Origin of the sequence: Lacticaseibacillus kribbianus, from assembly GCF_020180945.1 — a bacterium.
In the GTDB taxonomy this organism is placed as follows: domain Bacteria; phylum Bacillota; class Bacilli; order Lactobacillales; family Lactobacillaceae; genus Lacticaseibacillus; species Lacticaseibacillus kribbianus.
This window is the reverse complement of the sequence record NZ_JAIPUL010000001.1, coordinates 824,139-841,504: the sequence shown is the minus strand read 5'-3', so window position 1 is coordinate 841,504 and position 17,366 is coordinate 824,139. Positions and strand designations below refer to the sequence as shown.

The 17,366-nt window shown below is 65.7% G+C and carries 16 protein-coding genes; 4 read left to right on the top strand and 12 right to left on the bottom strand.

The genetic code is table 11. From position 1 onward, the window contains the following. The first annotated feature begins 72 nt into the window (after nucleotides 1-72). From mvk to fni, 3 genes are read left to right on the top strand one after another with little or no spacing between them, the layout of a single operon-like run. Nucleotides 73-1,023: a mevalonate kinase gene (gene mvk / locus LE416_RS04000; RefSeq protein WP_225047196.1), complete on the top strand. Its 951-nt coding sequence runs from the start codon at nucleotides 73-75 to the stop codon at nucleotides 1,021-1,023. Next, nucleotides 1,020-1,976: a diphosphomevalonate decarboxylase gene (gene mvaD / locus LE416_RS03995; RefSeq protein WP_225047195.1), complete on the top strand. Its 957-nt coding sequence runs from the start codon at nucleotides 1,020-1,022 to the stop codon at nucleotides 1,974-1,976. The genes mvk and mvaD overlap by 4 nt, the downstream gene beginning before the upstream one ends. 1 nt (nucleotide 1,977) lies before the next feature. Next, nucleotides 1,978-3,009 carry a type 2 isopentenyl-diphosphate Delta-isomerase gene (fni, locus tag LE416_RS03990; RefSeq protein ID WP_225047194.1) on the top strand — a complete coding sequence of 344 codons (1,032 nt, stop codon included), beginning with the start codon at nucleotides 1,978-1,980 and terminating at the stop codon, nucleotides 3,007-3,009. A 51-nt stretch (nucleotides 3,010-3,060) separates the two neighbouring features. Here the strand turns inward: fni and LE416_RS03985 are convergent, their stop codons facing one another. The 6 genes from LE416_RS03985 to LE416_RS03960 all read right to left on the bottom strand — a co-directional run bounded on the left by LE416_RS03985 (nucleotide 3,061) and on the right by LE416_RS03960 (nucleotide 7,792). Next, nucleotides 3,061-4,395 carry an RsmF rRNA methyltransferase first C-terminal domain-containing protein gene (locus LE416_RS03985; protein WP_225047193.1) on the bottom strand — a complete coding sequence of 445 codons (1,335 nt, stop codon included), beginning with the start codon at nucleotides 4,393-4,395 and terminating at the stop codon, nucleotides 3,061-3,063. Further along, nucleotides 4,392-5,345 (bottom strand): ABC transporter permease, encoded by a 954-nt coding sequence (locus tag LE416_RS03980; RefSeq protein ID WP_225047192.1) that lies wholly within the window; start codon nucleotides 5,343-5,345, stop codon nucleotides 4,392-4,394. The genes LE416_RS03985 and LE416_RS03980 overlap by 4 nt, the downstream gene beginning before the upstream one ends. Before the next feature lie 14 nt (nucleotides 5,346-5,359). After that, a complete protein-coding gene (locus LE416_RS03975) occupies nucleotides 5,360-6,091 on the bottom strand; it encodes an SAM-dependent methyltransferase (RefSeq protein ID WP_225047191.1) in 732 nt (243 codons plus the stop codon). Between the two features lie 55 nt (nucleotides 6,092-6,146). Then, nucleotides 6,147-6,497 (bottom strand): metal-sulfur cluster assembly factor, encoded by a 351-nt coding sequence (locus LE416_RS03970; RefSeq protein WP_225047190.1) that lies wholly within the window; start codon nucleotides 6,495-6,497, stop codon nucleotides 6,147-6,149. A 7-nt stretch (nucleotides 6,498-6,504) separates the two neighbouring features. Continuing rightward, nucleotides 6,505-6,696 (bottom strand): 2-hydroxymuconate tautomerase, encoded by a 192-nt coding sequence (locus LE416_RS03965; RefSeq protein ID WP_338034765.1) that lies wholly within the window; start codon nucleotides 6,694-6,696, stop codon nucleotides 6,505-6,507. A 181-nt stretch (nucleotides 6,697-6,877) separates the two neighbouring features. Then, nucleotides 6,878-7,792 (bottom strand): YitT family protein, encoded by a 915-nt coding sequence (locus LE416_RS03960; protein WP_225047188.1) that lies wholly within the window; start codon nucleotides 7,790-7,792, stop codon nucleotides 6,878-6,880. 232 nt (nucleotides 7,793-8,024) lie between these two features. On the opposite strand from LE416_RS03960, the gene LE416_RS03955 reads away from it, so the two are divergent. Beyond that, on the top strand, nucleotides 8,025-9,434 hold the full coding sequence (locus LE416_RS03955; RefSeq protein ID WP_225047187.1) for a C69 family dipeptidase: 1,410 nt from the start codon (nucleotides 8,025-8,027) through the stop codon (nucleotides 9,432-9,434). A 63-nt stretch (nucleotides 9,435-9,497) separates the two neighbouring features. On the opposite strand, the gene LE416_RS03950 is transcribed toward LE416_RS03955, so the two are convergent. The 6 genes from LE416_RS03950 to glyQ all read right to left on the bottom strand — a co-directional run bounded on the left by LE416_RS03950 (nucleotide 9,498) and on the right by glyQ (nucleotide 17,179). Beyond that, on the bottom strand, nucleotides 9,498-10,292 hold the full coding sequence (locus LE416_RS03950) for a Nif3-like dinuclear metal center hexameric protein (protein ID WP_225047186.1): 795 nt from the start codon (nucleotides 10,290-10,292) through the stop codon (nucleotides 9,498-9,500). A 9-nt stretch (nucleotides 10,293-10,301) separates the two neighbouring features. Further along, nucleotides 10,302-10,994, bottom strand: coding sequence for a tRNA (adenine(22)-N(1))-methyltransferase (locus tag LE416_RS03945; RefSeq protein ID WP_225047185.1), 693 nt, complete (start codon nucleotides 10,992-10,994; stop codon nucleotides 10,302-10,304). A 94-nt stretch (nucleotides 10,995-11,088) separates the two neighbouring features. Then, nucleotides 11,089-12,195, bottom strand: a complete 1,107-nt coding sequence (gene rpoD / locus LE416_RS03940; protein WP_225047184.1) for an RNA polymerase sigma factor RpoD — start codon at nucleotides 12,193-12,195, stop codon at nucleotides 11,089-11,091. A gap of 48 nt (nucleotides 12,196-12,243) precedes the next feature. Then, nucleotides 12,244-14,073 carry a DNA primase gene (gene dnaG, locus LE416_RS03935; protein WP_225047183.1) on the bottom strand — a complete coding sequence of 610 codons (1,830 nt, stop codon included), beginning with the start codon at nucleotides 14,071-14,073 and terminating at the stop codon, nucleotides 12,244-12,246. Between the two features lie 140 nt (nucleotides 14,074-14,213). Further along, nucleotides 14,214-16,283 (bottom strand): glycine--tRNA ligase subunit beta, encoded by a 2,070-nt coding sequence (gene glyS, locus LE416_RS03930; RefSeq protein ID WP_225047182.1) that lies wholly within the window; start codon nucleotides 16,281-16,283, stop codon nucleotides 14,214-14,216. Further along, a complete protein-coding gene (gene glyQ / locus LE416_RS03925) occupies nucleotides 16,283-17,179 on the bottom strand; it encodes a glycine--tRNA ligase subunit alpha (RefSeq protein WP_225047181.1) in 897 nt (298 codons plus the stop codon). Before glyQ ends, glyS begins: the two co-directional genes overlap by 1 nt. Nucleotides 17,180-17,366 lie beyond the last annotated feature (187 nt).

The following is a 17,366-nucleotide window of genomic DNA, read 5'->3' as shown; positions in this document are numbered from 1 at the left end:
CGCCCCGCCCCTTTGCGGTATCATTATAAGAAGTTAATCTGCCGGGTGACGCCGGCCTTAGGAGCGATCTGCTTGAATTCTGCATCTGCAACCAGTTTTGCCAAAATCATCCTGATCGGCGAGCACGCCGTGGTGTACGGCCAGCCGGCCATCGCCCTGCCGGTGCCGACCATCACCCTGACCGCCACGCTGACGCCACGAGCCGACGGCGCCCAGCTGATCCACTCGACCTACTACGCGGGCACGCTGCAGGCGGCCGCGACCACGCCCTTCTCCGGTATTGCAACCCTGATTGCGCAGCTGCTCGGCCACTTCACCGCCACCACGCAGGGCTTTGACCTGACCATCCAAAGTCAACTGCCGGCCGAGCGCGGCATGGGCTCAAGCGCCGCCACCGCCACCGCGTTGGTGCGCGCCTTCTTCAAGGCGTTCAATGCCCCGCTCGACCGTCCGATGCTGCTGGACTGGGTCGGCGTGTCCGAGCGCCTGATTCACGGCAACCCCAGCGGTCTGGACGCCGCGACCACCAGCGCCGAAGCGCCCCAGTGGTTCGTGCGCGGAACGGCGCCTGCGCCGATCGCCTTCCCGCAGGCCGGAAGCCTTGTGATCGCCGACACCGGCGTGATGGGCCAGACCGGCGCGGCCGTCGCGGCGGTCGCCGCGGCCCGAGCCAAGGACCCGGCCGTGGTCGACCGCGAGCTTGCGACGATTGGTGCGGCGGTGCGCCAGGCGGCCGCGGGGCTGGCCGACTCCGACCTGCCGCGGCTGGGGGCCGCGCTGGACGCCGCCCAGCGGTCCCTGACGACCCTTGGGGTCAGCGCGCCGGTTCTGCAGCGGCTGATCGACGCCGCCCACCGTGCCGGGGCGCTGGGCGCCAAGCTCACCGGCTCCGGCCAAGGCGGGTGCATGATCGCCCTGGCAGCCACACCCGAAGACGCGCGGCGCATCGAGGCCGCGCTGCGGGTGGCCGGCGCCGCCACCACCTGGCGCCACGATTTTGCAGAAAGCGAGGCCTTGTCATGACGCTGGCTCGAGCCCACACCAACATCGCCCTGATCAAGTACTGGGGCAAGCGCGACGCCGCCCTGATCCTGCCCTACACCAGCAGCATCTCGCTGACGCTTGCCGATTTTTACACCGACACCGCCGTCACCTTCGACCCGGCACTCGACGCGGACGCCTTCACCCTTGACGGCACGGTGCGGCCGACGACCATGGTTACGCCGTTTCTCGACCTGGTCCGCGCCCGCGCCGGGCGTCACGCCTTCGCGCGCGTCACCTCGGTCAACCACGTGCCAACCGCCGCCGGCCTGGCGAGCTCGGCCTCGGCCTACGCGGCGCTTGCGCTGGCTGCGAGTCGGGCGGCCGGACTGCGCCTGTCGCCGCGCGAGCTGTCGCAACTGGCGCGGCGCGGCTCCGGCTCCGCCAGCCGCTCGATTTTCGGCGGGCTGGCCATCTGGCACCGCGGCACGGATGATGCGACTAGCTTCGCGGAGCCGCTGCCCGCGCCGAACCTGAAGCTGGCGATGGTGGTGGTGCTGGTGTCCGCCGCGGCCAAGACCCGCTCGTCGCGCAGCCTGATGGCCAACACGGTGGCGACCAGCCCCTACTACCCGGCCTGGGTCGCGCACAATCAGGCCGCCGTGGAGGAGATGCTTGCCGCGATCGACGCGGCCGACTTCGCCGCGATCGGCCACCTGACGGAGCAAAGCGCGATGCAGATGCACGCCGCCATCATGGCCGGAGACCCCGCCTTCACCTACTTTGAACCCGAGACCCTGGTCGCCTGGCAGGCGGTGCAGGCCCTGCGCGAAGCCGGGGTGCCGGCCTACGCGACCATGGACGCCGGTCCCAACGTCAAGGTGCTGACCGTGCAGGATGCGGTGCCCCAAGTGCTTGCCGCACTTGAGCCGCAGTTTGCCGGGCGCCTGTTGACCACCACGCCCGGCCCCGCCGCGACCATTCTGGAGGACTAACATGGCCCAGTCGATTCAATCCCACCGCAAGGACGAGCACGTCTTCTTGGCGGAAAAATACTTTCAAGCGGCCGCTTCGGCCGGCTTCGACCAGGTGCGGCTGCTGCACAACCCGCTGCCCGAGCTGGCCGTGGCCGACGTGTCGGTGCGCCCGAGCCTTTTTGGCTGGCGCTGGCCCTTTTTCATCAACGCCATGACCGGCGGCTCCGCGCAGACCCAGGCGCTCAACGCCCAGCTGGCGGCGGTCGCCGCCGCGTGCGACCTGGCCATCGCCTCGGGCTCGCAGTCGGTCGCGATTCGCGAGCCAGCCCTAGCCGGCAGCTTCACCGTGCTGCGCGAGCACGCGCCTTCGGCCTTCATCCTCGGCAACCTCGGGGCGGACGCCGACGCCGCCGCGCTCCACCGCGCGGTCGCGATGCTTGACGCCGATGCAATCGAGCTGCACCTCAACGCGGTTCAGGAGCTCGTGATGCCGGAGGGCGACCGGGACTTCCACTGGCTGGCCAACCTGCAGCGGCTGGTCGCCGAATCGCCGGTGCCGGTGGTGGTCAAGGAGGTCGGGTTCGGCATGACCCGTGAGGCCCTGGCGCGCCTGCGCCAGGCCGGCGTGCACGTGGTCGACCTCGGTGGCCGCGGCGGCACCAACTTCGTTACCATCGAAAACGCCAGGCGCCCGGACCGCGACTACGCCTACCTCGCCGACTTCGGCCAGACCACCGTCGAGTCGCTGCTCGAGGCGCAGGGCTGCGGGATGGCGGTGATCGCCACCGGTGGCGTGCGCACCCCGCTGGACGTGCTGAAGGCGCTGCGGCTAGGCGCCGGCGCGGTCGGTATCAGCGGGCTGATCCTTCACTGGCTGATCCAAGACGGGCAGGCCGCCACCATCGCGCGCCTCTCGGCCTGGCAGGCCCAGCTGCCCGCGCTGATGGCGGCGGTCGGCGCCCAAGACTTGGCCGCGCTGCGGCACGTGCCGGTGGTGCTGAGCCCCGCACTCGAAGCCTACGCGCGCCAGCGCAACCTGGCGCTGCCGTAAAGCGGGCACGAAAAAAGCCGAGGCAATCCTGCCTCGACTTTTTTCGTGGGTCTAGAAGCGCAGCCCCTTGGGGTAAGCGTTCTTGATGGTACCGTTGACCAGCTTGCCGACGGCGAAGCTCTTGTCGTCAAGGGTCAACAGCACGGTGCGCTTGCCCTCAAGCGCCGGGCGAGCCAGGGTCTCGCCGTGACAGTAGCTGGCGTACTCGGCCGCGCTGACCGCCACGGTCTGCTGAAAGTCCGCCGGTGTCAGCGCGGTTGCCAGGCTGTGACTGGCCTCGAAGCGCCCTTTCTTGAAGGTGCCGAGGTGAAGCCCGGCGCGGATCACCTTGAGCCCGGAGACATCCGGCGTGCCGGCCGGCAAGGCGAACAACTGGTCGCGCCGCGCCCACAGCAGGCGGTCAACGAAGGTGGTCGTCAGGCTCTGGCGGCAAAACGCCTGGAAGCTGGCGCGCTGATCCGGACTCAGCCGCGGTACGGCCAGCTGACTGGCCCGCGGTGCGTCGCCCGCGGGCTTTTTGAACTTGGCGACGAAGTGCCCCTCGCCCGCCAGAAGCTGCGGCCACAGCCGCGCGGTGCGCGTCAGGTGGGCGTTGCCGTCGGCCCAGTCCGGGCGGCCGTCGGCGATGCCACCGGTTTTGGCGATTGCAACCAGCTCCCAGCCCAGCGTTTGCTCGGCCCAAGCGGCGATCTGCTCGTCCTCCTCCGGGGCAAAGGTGCACGTCGAGTACACCAAGGTGCCACCGGGGCGCAGCATCACGTCGGCCTGAGTCAGGATCTCGCGCTGCCGCGTTGCGCAGGTCGCCGGGTAGTCCGGCTGCCAGTAGGTCATCGCCGCGGGGTCCTTGCGAAACATCCCCTCTCCCGAGCACGGCGCGTCGACCAGGATGCGGTCGAACGCCGCGGGAAGCGCCTTGGCCAGTGTCTGCGGGTCGTGGTTGGTCACCACCGTGTTCTGCAGGCCGAAGCGTTCGACGTTGGAGGCGAGCACTTTGGCGCGACCGGGGTTAATCTCGTTGGCAATCAGCACCCCGCGGTTTTGCATGAAGGACGCGAGGTGCGTGGTCTTGCCCCCCGGCGCCGCGCAGAGGTCAAGCACCGTGTCCCCGGGCGCCGGCGCAAGCGCCGTGGCGACGAACTGGGCACTGGGCTCCTGGCTGTACACGTAGCCTGCGACGTGGTCGATGCCGTGGCCTTGGACCTTGCCGAAGTGCCCCCACTGGCTCCAGGGAATCGGCGCGCCGGTCACCTCGAGCGCGGCGGCTGGCCTGAGTGGGTTGACCCGGTAGCCGTGGTGCACGGGCATTTCAAAGGTGGCCAAAAAGGCCGGTGCCTCGGCCCCCAAAAGGGCGGTGTACTTGGCTTCGTAGCCGTCAGGTAACGTCATGATTGTGCTCCTTTCTTCAGCTGCCGGCGTGTCATCAGCCACAGGGCGATGGCCCAAACGGCCCAGACGGCCACGGCGAAGGCCAGCATGCGGGTCCTCAAAGTGAAGTAGAACCACCACCACGCCCCGGCAACCCCGATGGCCGCGGCGATGGCGCTGCGGCCGAGCGCGCGCGCCAGCAGGCTCAGGGCGTAGCGGCGCCGCATCGCAAGGTCCAGCCCCTGCGGCAGCCCGTCGCCGATCATCCGAGCGGCCACGGCCGAAAGCGCGCAGGCGGCAAGCGCGAGCCCAACGCTGCGCAGCGCGGTCAGGCCGATCTCCTCCCACCACGACCGGTCGCCCGTGGCGTCGTACGCGTAGGTGTGCCATTTGACGCCGAGCAGCTTGGCCAGCGCCGCCTTTTGGTCCGACAGGTGCTTACCGTCGACGTACACGGTGGTGCTGGCCAGGCGCTTGCCGGCCGCGGCAGACCCGCTTGCGTTGTGGAAAATCACGCGGTTGAGTGGACTGTCCCCGCGCGCCGTCACCACGCCGAGCACCGGCAGCATCGCCTGTTTGGTCTTCAGGTACTGCTGGTGGCTGCCCATGTGCAGGTTGCCCACCGCGCTGCCGACCACCACCACCGGCAGCTTGGAGCGCAGATCGGCGTCCGAGAACCACTGACCCGAGGCCAGCGGCAGGCTCCCGTAATCGCCGGTGGCGTAAAGCAGCCGCTCATGGGCGCCGACGCGAAACTGCACCTGCAAGTCGCGCAGATCGGATTCGGCAAGCTGCGTGGCGGCCTTGCCGACCGTGATTGCCTTGGTCGGGTGCCCGACCAGCGCATGCTCCGACAGGCCGTAGTGGTTCAGCCGATCGGCGTACTCGGACTGGTCGTGCAACGACCAGGTCCAGCCGACCAAAAGAATCAGCACGATCCACAGCAGGTCAATGATCATAAATCGCTTCACAGGATTCCTCCTTGCTAACGCATCAGGTAGAGGCGCTCGTTGATGGCGTCAAACCGTGGCAGCCCACGGTTGACCGCAAGTAGCCGGCGGTCCGGCACGAACTTGGCGAGCTGCCAAAACAGCGTGCTGTTGGTCGCACCGAAGCGCTCGCCGATCACAAAGAGCCTCAGGCCGGGAAAGTGGCGGCGCAGCGTCGTCAAAAAGCTGGCGTCGCTCCACTCGTTGTCCGGTGACCAGGCCATCACCACCGCGTCGACCTGGTCGCCGTAGCGCCAAAGCGCCGCGCTGGCGCCGGCGCGCGCCACCGGCACCAGCGGCCGCTGCCCGGTGACGTTGTGGGCGGTCCAGGTCAGCGCGTCGGTGGTGATGACCGAATTGCCCGCTGCGATTAGGCCGGCCGAGACGTAGCCGTTACCCGCCGCGACCTCCAGGTAGCGCGCCGGGCCGAACGCTGCCTGCCAGCGCGCGAAGAAGTCGCGGTTGACGAAGGCCCACATGCCGTAGTGGTAGGCGATGTACTGGCGAAAGTTGCGCGCCAGGTGGTCGAAGCGGACCAAGTCGGCGGCGACGTCCGGCGCCTCCCCCAGCCCCGCCAGCGGATCAAGTCCAAGCCTCGGCAGCGCCGCGTCCGGCAGCCGACCGGCCGCCACCGCATTTTTCCAGCCGGACATCGCCGCCACCTTCGCGGCCACTTCCGGCTGCGCCAGGCGTGAGGCAAGGGCCGTCACGTTTTGCCAGTAATCCATCAGGTTGTCCTTTCCTTACGGGTCTCAGCAAAAAGGCCGCCAGCGGCGGTCTTTATCAGTGAATCCCAAGCGCCATCTTCGCGTAGCGGGTCATGCGCTCCGGGCCCCAGGCCGGGTACCACACCAGGTGGATGTCGACCGAGTCGATGCCGTCGATGGCGAGCATCGCGTGGTGGATGCTGTCGTCCAAGATGTCTGTCAGCGGGCAGCCCATGGTCGTCAGCGTCATCTCGATGTCGCAGTGGCCGTTCTCGTCCAGATCGACGCCGTAAATCAGCCCGAGGTTGATGATGTCGATGCCAAGCTCCGGGTCGATGACCGTCTCGAGGCCGGCGACGATTTTTTGCTTCATGTCGGCGAAGTACGCCTGCTCTTCGGGCGTCTGCGCCTTCTCTGCTTCTGCCATGGCGCGCCTACTCGTCGGCCTTCAGGACGCCGCCGACTGCGTAGTGCTCCTTGGCCATCTCGTTGAGGACGATGTGAATGTGTTCCTTCGGGGCGCCGGTGTTCTTGGCGATGGCGGTCGTCACGTCGGCGACCATCTGCCGCAGCTGCTCTTGGCTGCGGCCCTCGATCAGATCAATGTGTACTAGGGGCATGCTAATCTTCCTTTCGTGCGCCTTGCAGGCGGTTAACGCCTCTATTATCACACATCACGCCGCCCCTGACCACCGCAAACTTGCCGGGTGCCGGCCGCCTTTCGGGCACAAAAACGGGCCAGCCATCATCGGCCGGCCCGCAAGCCCGGATTAAGCCAAGCGTCCGTTCATTCGCCGGCGCGGCGGCTCAGGCGCTGGGCTGATGCCCCGTGGCCTGACGCTTGGCGTCCTGCTGCTCGGAGGTGAGGAACTCCCCGACCACGTCGACGGTGTTCAGGATGTCGATGAAGGCGCTGTGGTCGGCCTCAAGCGTCGCCTGCGTGAGGTCGTACAGCTCGTAGCGCGTGATGACGATCATCAAGGTCGTGTTCGGCCGGCCGAGGAAGCCGCCGCGGCTGGGCATCACCGTGATGCCGCGGATCAGCCGGGCACGCACGGCGGCGATCACGGCGTCCTGGTGCTCGGTGACGATCATCGCCGTGATTTTCTGGTTGGAGGTGTGGATGCCGTCCACCACCCGCGTCATGCAGTAAATTGAGATGATGGTGTACAGCGCGCTTTCCCACTGCACCCCAAAGCCCGCAATCAGCACGATGCAAAGGTTGATGACGAACAGCAGGACCCCGACCGTGTGGCGCGTGGCCTTGGCCAGGTACATCGACAGGATGTCAAGGCCCCCGGTGGAAAAGCCGAAGCGCAGCGCGATGCCGACCCCCGCGCCAGTCAGCACCCCGCCGAAGATCGCGTTCATCAGCGGGTTGGTCGACAGCGCGTGCACCGGCAAGACGATGGCCAACGCCGAGATCATCACCGTGTTGAGGAAGCTGAAGGCCGTGAAACTGCGGCCCAGCTTGCGCCACCCGAGGTAGGCCAAAGGCAGGTTCAAAAGGAGGTTGAACCAGCCGGTGACGTCGTGGTGGGTGAACCCGATTGACTGCAGGAAAATGGAGATCAGCTGCGCGATCCCGGTCGCGCCGGCCTGAAACACCTTGGCGGGGGTCAAAAAGAAGTTCAGCGCGATTGCGGTGAGCAGCGCGGACACGACGGCCACACCGAGGCGGCGCAGCGTGTCGTGATCATCGTAACGGGTGAGGGTTGCCATGAGCAAAATAACTCCTTTTATGTTCATGATATATGTACAAATATTTGCGATTAATGACCGGCGTCGACGGAACCTTGACGCCAACTTCCCTAGAATACACGCTGGTTTGACGAATTAACAGCCTTGACGGCAACTTTTTGCTACAATTGGCTTAGCCCCCGGCCGCACGTTCGCGATTCGAGAACACGCGCAACCGGGCAGGAGACGGCATTCGCCACAAGGAGGAATCGGTATGACCCGCAGTTCTTGCACCAGCATTCTAATTGGCAAAGGCGCCAGCGCCGACGGCAGCGTGATGATCGGCCGCAACGAGGACAGCAAGGCCGCCTGGCCCAAGCACGTCGTCGTTCACCCGGAGGAGACGCGCGATTCGGCGCCGACGTTCACCTCCAAAGACAACGGCTTCACCATGGTGCTGCCGGCCCACGCCCTGAAGTACACCGCCACCCCGGAGTGGACCGATCAGTACGGCCTGTTCGAGGAGGCCGGCATCAACTCCGCAGGCGTCGCGATGAGCGCGACGGAAAGCGCGTACGCCAACCCCCGGGTACTGGCCTTCGACCCCTTCGTTGAGAACGGCATCATCGAAGAGGCGATGGTCACCGTCGTCCTGCCCTACGTCAGAAGCGCCAGGGACGGGGTTCTGCGCCTGGGCAAAATCGTGGCGCAGCACGGCACCGGCGAGGCCAACGGCATTCTGTTCGCCGACCACGACGAGGCCTGGTACATGGAGGTCGGCTCCGGGCACCACTGGGTCGCCCAGCGCATCCCGGACGACTGCTACGCGGTGGTCGCCAACCAGCTGGCTATCCAGCGCGTTTTGCCCGACTCCCCCGACTTCCTGTACGACGACGGGCTGTTTGACTTCGCCGCGACTCACCACCTCTGGGAGCGCGGCACCAGCTTCAACTTCCGCCGGATCTTCGGCACCACTGGGCCCTTTGATCACACCTACAACACCGCACGGGTCTGGGACGGCCAACGCCGGCTGAGCCCGTCGCGCAAGTCCGAGCCGACCGACGACGACCTGCCGTTTTGCCTGCAGCCTGACCAGCCACTGTTCGTCGACGACGCGTTTTCCGTGCTCAGCGCGCACTTTGAGGAAACCGCGTTCGACCCGGCCGACAGAAGCGCCGCGCACAACCGCCGCTTCCGGCCAATCAGCCTGGCCCGCACCCAGGAGGCCCACGTGCTGCAGCTGCGCCCGGACCTGCCCTACGAGATCGCCGACCTGCACTGGACGGCGATGGGCGTCGCGGCCCAAAGCCAGTTCGTGCCGTTCTTTGCGGGCACCACAACGACGCCTGCCGACTACCAGCGCGGGGAGCTGCCGGCCAGCCTCGACTCGGCCTACTGGCAGTACAAGCTCGCCGGCGTCTTGATGGACGCGCACTTCAAGTACTTCGCCAACGACCTGAACAACGTCCAGCAGGCCACCCACGCCAAGCTCTTGGCCAACATCGACAAAACCGACGCCGCAAGCGTTGGCCTGGATAAGGCTGGCCTGGCCGAGCTCGCCACCGCCGCCACCGCCGACAGCGCCGGCATCGCCAAGGCCGCCTGGCAGGCCTTCACCATGAAGCTGCTGGTCGCCTCGACCGACCTGTCGCCGCTGAACTTCACCACCGACCCGAACCTGTAGCACACAAATAGGCGCCGACCCAGCAGCAATGCGCGGGTCGGCGCCTATTTTGATGGTCTTGCGTTACAGGAACGTGAACGGCTCGGTGTCGACCTGGGAGGCCAAAACCGCCAGCGGCCAGTCCAGGGCCTGCGCCCAGTGGATCAGCAATTCGCGCACGTGCGGCACCATGATGGCCTCGATGTGGTGGCCCGGGTCAATCACGGGAATGCCCGCCGCCAGCATGTCGTGGCCGGTGTGGTAGTAAACGTCGCCGGTGACGAAGACGTCCGCGCCGGCTTCAAGCGCCTCGCGGTAGACCTTGCCGCCGTCCCCGCCGAGCACCGCCACCGTCTGCACCGGCCGCGAAAGGTCGTTGGCCACCACCCGCAGCCCGCGCAGCCCGAACACGTGCTTGAGCTCACGGGCGAAGTCAGCGAGCGGCTGCAACTGCGGCAGTGTACCGATGCGGCCCATGTTGGCGAGATCGCCTTCTGCCACGAACGGGCGTACGTCGAGAAGCCCCATCGCCGCGGCCAGCCAGTCGTTCATGCCGCCGGCTGCGCGGTCCAGGTTGCTGTGGGCCGCGTAGACCAGGATGCCGTGCTGAATCAGCCGGCCGTACATGCGGTTTTGCGGGTCGGCGAAGTCGAGGTTTTGCGCCGGGCGAAACACCGCGGGGTGGTGGGCGAGAATCATGTCGACGTTTTGGGCGATCGCCTCCTCCACCACCTCGGGCCGCACGTCCAGCGTCACCATCACCGTGTGCACCGGCTTGGTGGCATCGCCGATCTGGATGCCGATCGGGTCGCCCGGCACGGCCAAGGTCTTTGGCGCGAACTGTTCGAACTGTTGGATAATCGTCTCACCGGTTAGCATGGGCTCCTCCTAACGCTCGGCCTCAAACAGCGCGAGCCGGCTGGCTTCTTCTTCCTTCTTGGCGGCCAGTTCCTGGCTGGACTGCGCAAGTGAGTCCAGCACCGCCTGCGTTTTCACAATGCGCCGATCGAGCTCCGCCAGAAAAAGCGGGCTGCGGCGCTTGCGCAGCACCGGACCGAGGATCAGGTCGGCTTCGGTGTACGGCACCTCCGGCTTGGTCTGCCCCGCCACGATGATCGGGTAGACGTGCCCGGCGTCTTCGAGCAGGTCCTCGTCAAGGATGCCGAACTCGTGCTTGGCCAGCCACGTCCGCACTGCCTCGTCGTCGCGGTTGGGTGCAAGCACCAGCGTCTCCGTGCCGTCGAGCCGCGCGAGGCCGGCGGTCAGGATGTCTCGAATCAACAGCCCGCCCATCCCGGCGATGAAAATGGTGTCGATACCGTCTTCGGGGTCAAGCCCGAGCAGCCCGTCCGCCTGACGCACCGCAATCACGTCCTCGAGCCCCTGCGCCGCGACGTTGGCGGTGGCGATGGCCACGGGCCCGGCGCCGATGTCCGACGCGACGGCGTAGTCGATCAGCCCGGACTGGGCGAGCTGGATCGGCAGGTAGGCGTGGTCGGTGCCGATGTCGGCAATCCGGCGGCCGTCGCCCAGGAAGTTGGCGATGTGCTGAAGGCGCGGGGACAGGTGAATTTTTTCCATGACAGTTAGCTCCTCATCTATGCTACTTCTAGTGTACACGAGCGGTCGAGCCCGTTCCAAAAAAGGCGCCAAAGCCAGGCGCCTTTTTGCGATGCTATTCCAGGAAGTCCTTGAGCTGCTTGGAGCGGCTCGGGTGGCGCAGCTTGCGCAGCGCCTTGGCCTCGATCTGACGGATGCGCTCGCGGGTGACGCCGAAGACCTTGCCGACCTCTTCGAGGGTACGGGTGCGGCCGTCGTCCAGCCCGAAGCGCAGGCGCAAGACGTTCTCCTCGCGGTCCGTCAGGGTGTCAAGCACCGACTCCAGCTGCTCCTTGAGCAGCTCGTAGCTCGCGTGGTCCTCGGGGCTGGTCGCGTCCTGGTCCTCGATGAAGTCGCCCAGGTGGCTGTCGTCCTCTTCCCCGATCGGGGTCTCAAGCGACACCGGCTCTTGGGCGATCTTCAGGATTTCGCGCACCTTGTCGGTCGGCATGTCCATCTCGGCGCCGATCTCCTCCGGCGTTGGTTCGCGCCCGAGGTCCTGCAGCAGCTGGCGCTGGATGCGGATCAGCTTGTTGATGGTCTCGACCATGTGCACCGGAATGCGGATGGTGCGGGCCTGGTCGGCAATCGCGCGGGTGATGGCCTGGCGAATCCACCAGGTCGCGTAGGTCGAGAACTTGAAGCCCTTGCGGTAGTCGAACTTCTCGACCGCCTTCATCAGGCCCATGTTCCCTTCCTGGATCAGGTCCAAAAACTGCATGCCGCGGCCGACGTAGCGCTTGGCGATGGACACCACCAGGCGCAGGTTGGCCTCGGCCAGACGCTGCTTGGCCTCCGCGTCGCCCTGCTCGATCTTGAGCGCCAGGGCGACCTCCTCGTCGGCGGTCAAAAGCGAGACGCGGCCGATCTCCTTGAGGTACATGCGCACCGGATCGTTGATCTTCACGCCGCTTGGGGCGGACATGTCGGACAGTTCTTTTTTGGAGACGTTCTTCTCCTTTTTGAGGGAGCGCTCGGATGGGTCGCCGTTGGCATCGACCACGGAGATGCCGCTGTCCTCCAGGTTTTGCATCAGTTCATCGACGGCTTCACTCTTCAGGGCGAATGGCTTGACGATCTGGGTCACCAGCTCCGCGTTGGTGATCGCTTTTTTGGTCTTGTAGTCCTTGATGAGTTGCTTTACTGCGGTTTCGTACTTCTTATTGGTCGTCTCTTCAGCCATTAAAGTTCCTCCTTAACCGGCGCAGGTGCGCGCCATGGGGTTCAAATGTCACACGGATTTTTTTAGGTTGAAATACTCTCTTGTCAGCTGGCGCGTCAGCGCGACGTCGCCCAGGGTCTGGGCCTGGTTCAGACGCTGCTTGAGCGCCTGCAGGTCGGCCACGCGGCGGCCGGCGGCGATCTGGTCGATCAGCTCGTCTGCCACCGTGTCCGGGCCCTGCGGCACCGGATTGAAATCGATGCCCGTGACCACCGGCACCAGCGGCGTATCGACCTGGTCGATGAAGCCCGCCACGGTCGGCTCGTCGGTCCCGTGCGCGTAGGTCAGCCAGGCGTCGAACAGCGCCTGGTACGGCGGCGTCGGGAACTGGAAGTCCTGCGTGTGCAGGCGGCGCGCCAGGTCGGGATCGGCCCAGGCCATCTGCAAAAGCCGCCGCTGCGCCTTCTCGTACTTGCTGAAGTGCGCAGCTTGCGCCACGGCCGGCTCAGGACCGCCCGCCGCGGGCTCTTCCTCGGGCGGCGGTGGCCCGAAGTCTTCAAAGGCGCTGGCCGGGGCGGGGTTGGCCGCCGGGCGCGCCGCCGGAAGGCTGGCCAGGGACTGCTCCAGGGCGCTTGTCGGCACCCCGGTGAGGCCGCCGAGCTGCTCGAGGTACACCGCCCGCGCCACCGGGTCGGACTCCGTCGCCACCTCGCGCAGCGCCGCGTCGATGTAGGCCAGCTTGTCGGCGTCCGCCGTCAGATCGCGGTCGCGCGCCAGGAAGGTCAGCTTGAAGCCAATCGGCGTGACGGTGTGGCCGACCTGTTTTTGAAACGCCTCCGCCCCGTACTTTTGGATGTAATCGTCGGGGTCCAACCCCTCCGGCAGCACGCAGACCTCGACGTCGAGGCGCGGGTGTCCGGCCACCAGGCTGAGGGCGCGCGCCGCGGCGTTTTGACCCGGTGCGTCGCCGTCGTAGCAGATGGTCAGCCGCTTGGTGTGGTGGGCGATGATCTCGACCTGCTCGGTGGTCAGGCTGGTGCCCATCGAGGCGATGCCGGTTGTGACCCCGGCCTGGTAGGCGGAGATTACGTCCATGAAGCCCTCGAACAGGACGGCGCCGCCGTTTGGCTTGAACTCGTTTTGCGCGTTGTCGAGGTTGAACAGCACGTCCCGCTTGTTGAAAAGCGTGGTCTCGGGGCTGTTCAGGTACTTAGCCGTGCCCTCGGCCTTGTTCAGCAACCGGCCGGAGAAGCCGATGACATCGCCGTACACGTCGCGCAGCGGAAACATCAGCCGGTCGACGAAGCGGTCGTACAGATGGCCCTCCTGATCCTCCACGAAAAGGCCTGAGGCGCGCTGCTCCGCGTACGAGACGTCGTGGCTGTCCAGAAACTTCTTGAGCAGCGTGCGGTCCTTGGGCAGGTAGCCCACCGCGAAGTGCTCGAGCGTCTCGGTGGTGAGGCCGCGCCCCGTGGCGTAGGCCAAGGCGGCCTCGCCGCCCTGCGTGCCCATCAAAACGTGCTGGCACAGCGTGGTGACCAGCTTGAGAATCTCCTTTTGGCGCGTCACGGCCGCACTTTCCTGACGGCGCGGGCTTTCGATGGTGACGCCCAGCGGGACATGGGCGAAGTCGGCGACCTTGGCCACCGCTTCCGGGAAGCTCAGGTGCTCGTGATCCATGGCGAACTTGAAGACGTTACCGCCGCGCCCGCAACTGAAGCACTGGAAGATCTGCTTGCTCTCGTTGACGGTGAAGCTCGGGGTGTTTTCCGGCACGAACGGACAGATGCCGAACAGGTTTTGGCCCTGCTTGTGCAGGCTGACGAACTGACCGATGTAGTCGGCGATGTTGACCGTGTTGCGGACCAAGTCGATCGTCTCGTTGGGAATCATGACCATGTGCTCACCTCCCGTCTGGTCGAATCGCGCGTTAGCGGTAAAAAGTCGCACTTCCGTGGGAAATGCGACTTTCGATTGCTGATTTACCGCACACTGACACAACGTATAGTATACGCGTTTTTCTCACACTGTCAAACGGGCTACTTGACGATGACCGCCGTCACGTCCCCGAACTGGTGAATCATCGCGGCCAGGCCGGTCAGCTCGGACAGGCGGTTGGCGCGCACGGCCGGATTGTCGGCCATGATCATCGTCTCGGTGAAGTAATCCGTGATCGCCGGGGTCAGCGCGCGCAGGGCCTGGTAGTCAGACTCGCTCGGCTGCTCGCCGTAGCCTGCCTTGGCCGCGCTGATCGCGTCGTGGAGCGCCTTTTCGGTGCTGTTTTCGAACAAGGCGGAGTCGATGGCGACGTGGGCCGGCTGCTTGTCGGCGATGCGCACGACGCGACCCAGCGCCTCCATGACGGCCTTGAAGTCGGCGTCGTCCTGGTGCTTGGTCAGGATGGCGGCGGCGTCAATCATCCCCGCCACATCGACCGTGGCGCTGCCGGCCACCGCGTCCAGAATGTCGTGGCGAATCGCCTGCCCGGACAGGTACTGGGCGACGCGGTCGCGCATGAAGTCGGTCAGGGCCTTGGCGTTCTTGAGGTAGTCGAGCGTGCCGACCTGGTCGGCCGCCTGAAGGGCGACGGCCACGGCCTGCTGTTCCGCCGCGACGTCGAAGGCCAGGTGGTGCGCCGCCAGCATCCGGACGATGCCGAACGCCTGCCGCCGCAGCGCGTACGGGTCGTTGGAGCCGCTTGGAATCAGGTCAACCGCAAAGAAGCTCATCAGAGAGTCCAGCTTGTCGGCGATGGCCAACAGCGTGCCGACGGTGCTGGTTGGCAGCTCGCCCTCCGCGGAAATCGGCTGGTAGTGCTCCTTGATTGCCAGGGCGACGGCCGGGTCCTCGCCGGCCAAGCGCGCGTACTCCTGCCCCATCACGCCCTGCAGCTCGGCGAACTCGCCGACCATGGCGGAGACAAGGTCGAACTTGTAGATCTCGGCCGCGCGGAGCAGGTGCGCCTTGTCGGCCTCCGGCAGGCTGACCTGATCGGCGAGCACCCCGGCGATGGTCTTGACCCGCGCCATCTTGGCCGCCATGGAGCCGATCTTGTCGTGGAAGCTGACGGTGTCAAGCCGCGCCACGAAGTCCGCAATCGTCTTCTTTTGGTCCTCGGCGTAAAAGAACGCCGCGTCCTCAAGCCGCGCGGTCAGCACCTTGACGTTGCCGGCGATCACGTTGTCCAGGTAGTCCGAATTGCCGTTGCGCACGCCGATGAACGCGTTGACCATGTGGCCCTGCGCATCGCGCGCGTAGAAGTAGCGCTGATTGTCCTTCATGGAGGTGATCAAGACCGCCTCCGGAATCGCCAGGTACTTCTCATCGAAGCGGCCGGCAAATGCGGTCGGCCACTCGACCAGGTTGTTGACCTCTTCCAGAAGGTCGGCGTCCAGGTCGATGGTCCAGGCGGTGGCCTTGGCGATCGCGTCGATCTGCGCGGCAATCTTGGCCTTGCGCGCGGCCGGGGTGACGATCACCTTCTGCGCCTCAAGCGCCGCCACGTAATCCGTCGCGTCGGCCAGGTCGACGGCCTCACCGAGGAAGCGGTGGCCCTCCGTGCGGCGGCCGGCGGTGATGTCCAAAAGCTGCATCGGCACCACCTGCGTGTCAAGCAGGGACACCAGCCAGTGAATCGGGCGGATGTACTCGAAGTCGTTTTGGCCCCACTTCATGCGCGTCGGGAAGGTCAGCGATTTCACGACGTCGATCAGGCCCGGCAGCAGCTCCGCCGCCGGCTTGCCGACAATCGACTTGTGAAGGTAGACGTACTCGACGCCCTTGACCTCGCGGAACGTGATGTCGTCGACGGTCATCCCCTGGCCGCGGGTGAAGCCGATGGCCGCCTTGCTCCAGTTGCCCTCGGCATCCTGCGCGATTTTACGCGCCGGGCCCTTGGCATCGACCTCAACGTCTTCCTGCTTGTCGGCCAGGCCGGTGATCAAAATGGCCAGGCGCCGCGGCGTCGCGAACTTCTCGATCCCGGCGAAGTCGAGGTGGTTCTCCTTCAGGAACTTGGCCGCCTTGGTCGCGAACTGGTCGAGGCTTGGTGTGACCACGTGGGCCGGCATGTCCTCCAGCCCGATTTCTAATAAGTAGTTGTGAGCCATTATTTTACCTCCTGTTGGTGCTTCAAAAGCGGGAAGCCGAGCTTCTCACGCTCGGAGACGAACGCGCGCGCTACCTTGTGCGCCATCTTGCGGATGCGGTTCATGTAGCCGGCCCGCTCCGTCACCGACACGACGCCGCGCGCATCCAGCAGGTTGAACGTGTGGCTGCACTTGAGGATGTAATCGTAGGCCGGGTGCACCAGACCGAGGTCCATCAGGCGCCAGGCCTCCTTCTCGTAGGCGTCAAAAAAGCTCAAAAGCATCGCCTGGTCGCTTTCCTCGAAGCTGTACTTACTGTGCTCGTACTCGGGCTCCTTGAAGATGTCGCCGTAAAGCACGCCGTCGCCCCATTCGAGGTCAAAGACGTTGTTGACGTCCTGAATGTAGGACGCGAGGCGCTCCACCCCGTACGTGATCTCTGAGGTCACCGGCGACACCTCGAGGCCGCCGACCACCTGGAAGTAGGTGAACTGGGTGACCTCCATGCCATCCAGCCAGACCTCCCAACCGACACCGGCACAGCCCATCGACGGGTTCTCCCAGTTGTCCTCGACGAAGCGGATGTCGTGCTCCAGGGGCTCGATGCCCAAAGCGCGCAGGGAGTCCAGGTAGTAGGTCTGAATCTCCTTGGGACTTGGCTTCATCACCACCTGAAACTGGTGGTGTTGGTACAGGCGGTTGGGGTTTTCCCCGTAGCGCCCGTCGGCCGGGCGACGGGACGGCTCAACGTAGGCCGCGGCCCAAGGCTCGGGGCCGATCGCGCGCAGGAAGGTGTACGGGCTCATGGTCCCGGCACCTTTTTCCGTGTCGTAGGACTGCATCAGCATGCAGCCCTTGTCGGCCCAGAAGTTCTGCAGCGTCTGGATCATCTTTTGGACGCTCATTTTCTCTGTCATGGTTTTCTCCTTTTGGGAATCGGTTGCCGGCAGGCGGGTGGGCAGCAAAAAAGCGCCACTATGCCAAAAACGACATAGGGACGCTTCCACGCGGTTCCACCCTACTTCAGGACCGAAGCCCTGCTCTTGCTTGCTGGCTCGAAAACGCCGGTGACCTGCGCGGCGGCAAGGCTTGCACTCCCCCTTG

Coding starts and splice junctions, on each gene's coding strand:
- LE416_RS03945 (WP_225047185.1), bottom strand. CDS start 10,994: ATGGAAAAAATTCACCTGTCCCCGCGCCTTCAGCACATCGCCAACTTC.
- LE416_RS03985 (WP_225047193.1), bottom strand. CDS start 4,395: ATGACGTTACCTGACGGCTACGAAGCCAAGTACACCGCCCTTTTGGGG.
- glyQ (WP_225047181.1), bottom strand. CDS start 17,179: ATGACAGAGAAAATGAGCGTCCAAAAGATGATCCAGACGCTGCAGAAC.
- rpoD (WP_225047184.1), bottom strand. CDS start 12,195: ATGGCTGAAGAGACGACCAATAAGAAGTACGAAACCGCAGTAAAGCAA.
- glyS (WP_225047182.1), bottom strand. CDS start 16,283: ATGGCTCACAACTACTTATTAGAAATCGGGCTGGAGGACATGCCGGCC.
- LE416_RS03955 (WP_225047187.1), top strand. CDS start 8,025: ATGACCCGCAGTTCTTGCACCAGCATTCTAATTGGCAAAGGCGCCAGC.
- LE416_RS03975 (WP_225047191.1), bottom strand. CDS start 6,091: ATGGATTACTGGCAAAACGTGACGGCCCTTGCCTCACGCCTGGCGCAG.
- LE416_RS03960 (WP_225047188.1), bottom strand. CDS start 7,792: ATGGCAACCCTCACCCGTTACGATGATCACGACACGCTGCGCCGCCTC.
- LE416_RS03970 (WP_225047190.1), bottom strand. CDS start 6,497: ATGGCAGAAGCAGAGAAGGCGCAGACGCCCGAAGAGCAGGCGTACTTC.
- mvaD (WP_225047195.1), top strand. CDS start 1,020: ATGACGCTGGCTCGAGCCCACACCAACATCGCCCTGATCAAGTACTGG.
- fni (WP_225047194.1), top strand. CDS start 1,978: ATGGCCCAGTCGATTCAATCCCACCGCAAGGACGAGCACGTCTTCTTG.
- LE416_RS03950 (WP_225047186.1), bottom strand. CDS start 10,292: ATGCTAACCGGTGAGACGATTATCCAACAGTTCGAACAGTTCGCGCCA.
- dnaG (WP_225047183.1), bottom strand. CDS start 14,073: ATGGTCATGATTCCCAACGAGACGATCGACTTGGTCCGCAACACGGTC.